Origin of the sequence: Streptomyces sp. ADI95-17 (assembly GCF_003846175.1) — a bacterium.
GTDB classification, from domain to species: Bacteria; Actinomycetota; Actinomycetes; order Streptomycetales; family Streptomycetaceae; genus Streptomyces; species Streptomyces sanglieri.
The window spans coordinates 728,121-731,217 of the sequence record NZ_ML123046.1; the positions used below are offsets into that span (position 1 = coordinate 728,121).

The following is a 3,097-nucleotide window of genomic DNA, read 5'->3' on the forward strand; positions in this document are numbered from 1 at the left end:
GGTCAAGCTCCGCGGTTTCCGCATCGAGCCGGGCGAGATCGAGACCGTCCTCGCCGGCCGGCCGGGCGTGGCCCAGGCCACCGTCGTGGTCCGGGAGGATCGGCCAGGCGACAAGCGTCTCGTCGCCTACCTCACCGCCGAGGAAGGCGCCCGGATCGAACCCGGGGACGTACAGAAGCAGGTGTCCGGGCTGCTGCCCGACTACATGGTCCCGTCCGCCTTCGTGGTCCTCGACGAGATCCCGCTCACCGTCAACGGCAAGGTCGACCGACGTGCCCTGCCCGCACCCCAGCTCACCAACGAAGCCACCGGGCGCGCACCGCGCACCGCCAAGGAAGAAGTCCTCTGCGGCCTCTTCGCGGAGATCCTGGGATTGCCCTCGGTCACCATCGACGACCACTTCTTCAACCTCGGCGGGCATTCGCTCCTCGCCACCCGGCTCGCCGGCCGGATCCGCACCGTACTCGGGGTCGAACTCTCCGTGGCGACCCTCTTCGAAAACCCGATCGTGGCCACGCTCGTCGAGAAGCTCGACGGCGCCGAGGCCGCACGGCCCAGACTTCGGCCGATGCGCCGGATGGGAGTGACCAAGTGATTCCCTTGTCCTTCGCCCAGCAGCGGCTGTGGTTCATCGCCCAGATGGAAGGGCCGTCGACCACCTACAACATCCCGCTCGCCGTGCGGCTGAACGGCGAACTCGACCGCCCGGCCCTCCGGTCGGCCCTCCTGGACCTGGTCGGCAGGCACGAGAGCCTGCGCACCCTCTTCCCCGACCAGGACGGCACCCCGTACCAGCACATCCTCGCCGAGGAGGACGTGGAGCTCCCGCTCCCGGTCATCACGGCCGATGCCGCGACGCTGCCGGCCGTTCTCGCCGAGGAGTCCGCCCAGGTCTTCCACCTCGCGGCCGACCTGCCGGTCCGGGCCCGCCTGATCGCCCTCGGCGAGCAGGAGCACGTCCTGCTCATCGTGATGCACCACATCGTGTCCGACGGCGGCTCGACCGCACCCCTGCTGCAGGACCTCGCCACCGCCTACGAGGCACGGGCCCGGGGTGTCGTGCCCGACTGGGAGCCACTGCCGGTCCAGTACGCCGACTACACCCTGTGGCAGCAGGAACTGCTCGGCGAGGGCGACGATCCGGACAGTGCCGGATCCCGCCAACTGGAGTTCTGGCGTGGGGTATTGGCCGACCTGCCGGAGGAGGCCACCCTGCCGGCCGACCGGCCGCGCCCGGCCTCCGCCTCCTACACCGGCGCCACCTGCGATGTACACCTGCCGGCTGACGTCCACATCGGTCTCACCCACCTCGCGCGGGAATCCGGCGCCACTCTGTTCATGGCGGTCCAGGCCGCCGTGGCGACCGCCCTCTCCCGCTCCGGCGCCGGCCTCGACATCCCGATCGGCTCCCCGGTCTCCGGCCGCATCGACGAGGCACTGGACGGCCTGGTGGGCTTCTTCGTCAACACCCTCGTCCTGCGCACCGATCTGACCGGCGACCCGAGCTTCCGCGACCTGCTCTCCCGGGTCCGCAGGACGGACCTGGCGGCCTGGGACAACCAGGACCTGCCCTTCGACCGGCTGGTCGAGGTGCTGAACCCCGAGCGCTCGGCCTCCCGTCACCCGCTCTTCCAGGTGATGCTCACCATGGGCGAGGCCGGCTCGGACGTCATCGGGTTCCCGGGGCTCGACGCCCGGACCGAGTACAGCGCCCTGCAGATCGCCAAGTTCGACCTGACGTTCGGTTTTGCCGAGCACCGCACCCGCGACGGCCGTCCGGACGGCCTGGACATCACCATCGAGTACGCCACCGACCTCTACGACGCCCGGACGATCGACGCCCTCATGGCACGGCTGAACCGCCTGCTGGGGGCCGTCGTCACCTCGCCCGACACCCCGCTGTCCGTCCTCGACCTGCTCGGCGACCACGAGCGGCGACTGCTCCTGGAGGAGCGCAGCGGCACCACCACCGGCACGTCCGGGACGAGCCTGGCGGAGCTGTTCGCCGCCCAGGCTGCCCGGACCCCGGACGCGATCGCCCTGGTGGACGAGGACCGAGATCTGACGTTCGCCGAACTCGACGAGGTCACCAACCGGCTGGCCCACCACCTCATCGACGCCGGAGTCGAGCGGCACGACGTGGTCGCCGTCCTCATGGAGCGCTCGACCGACCTGCTCACCGCGCTGCTCGCCGTGGTCAAGGCCGGTGCCGTGTACGCCCCGCTGAACACCACCGACCCGGACAGCCGCCTCGTCCAGATCCTGGCCGACACACAGGCACCGGTCCTCCTCACCGACCAGGCGCTCTCGGACCACCAGGTCGTCCAGGACGCCGACGCGCGGATCATCGTCCTCGGCGACACCACCGACCTCGACCGGCTGCCCGCCACCGCTCCCACCCACGCCATCCACCCCGACCAGCCGGTGTACGCGATGTTCACCTCGGGATCGACGGGTGTGCCGAAGGGCGTCGCGGTCACCCACCGCAACGTGGCGGACCTGGCCGCCCAGACCATGTACGCCAACGGCAACCACCGACGCGTGCTGTTCCACTCGCCGGCCGCCTTCGACGCCTCCACGTACGAGATCTGGGTGCCGTGGCTGAACGGCGGCACGGTCGTGGTCGCACCTCGTGGCCACCTCGCCCCCACCGACTACCAACGGCTGCTCACCGAGCACCGGGTCACCGCGCTCTGGATGACCGCGGGTCTCTTCCGGGTGATGGCGGAGGAGGCGCCCGGGGCGTTCGCCGGGGTGCGTGAGGTGTGGGCGGGTGGTGACGTGGTGCCGCCGGAGGCGGTGCGCCGGGTCATGGACAACTGCCCGGACGTCACCGTCGTCAACGGCTACGGTCCGACGGAGACCACGACCTTCGCCTCCACCCACCGCATTCACCGGCCACTGGACTACGCGGGTGCGATCCCGATCGGTGAGCCGCTCGACAACCACCGCCTGTACGTGCTCGACGCCGCCCTGCGGCTGGTCCCGCCGGGCGCTCCCGGCGAGCTGTACATCGCCGGAGCCGGCCTGGCACAGGGCTACCTCCACCGCGCCTCGCTGACGGCGGAGCGCTTCGTCGCGGACCCGTACGGCCCGG

At 71.0% G+C, this 3,097-nt stretch carries 2 protein-coding genes; both read left to right on the forward strand.

The window, feature by feature from the left end:
- Positions 1 to 595, forward strand: a 595-nt coding sequence (locus EES42_RS17010) for a phosphopantetheine-binding protein (RefSeq protein WP_164495255.1), incomplete at its 5' end; no start/stop codon positions are given.
- The coding region (locus EES42_RS44750; protein ID WP_164495256.1) for a non-ribosomal peptide synthetase at positions 592 to 3,097 on the forward strand (2,506 nt) is incomplete at its 3' end. The genes EES42_RS17010 and EES42_RS44750, both read left to right, overlap by 4 nt.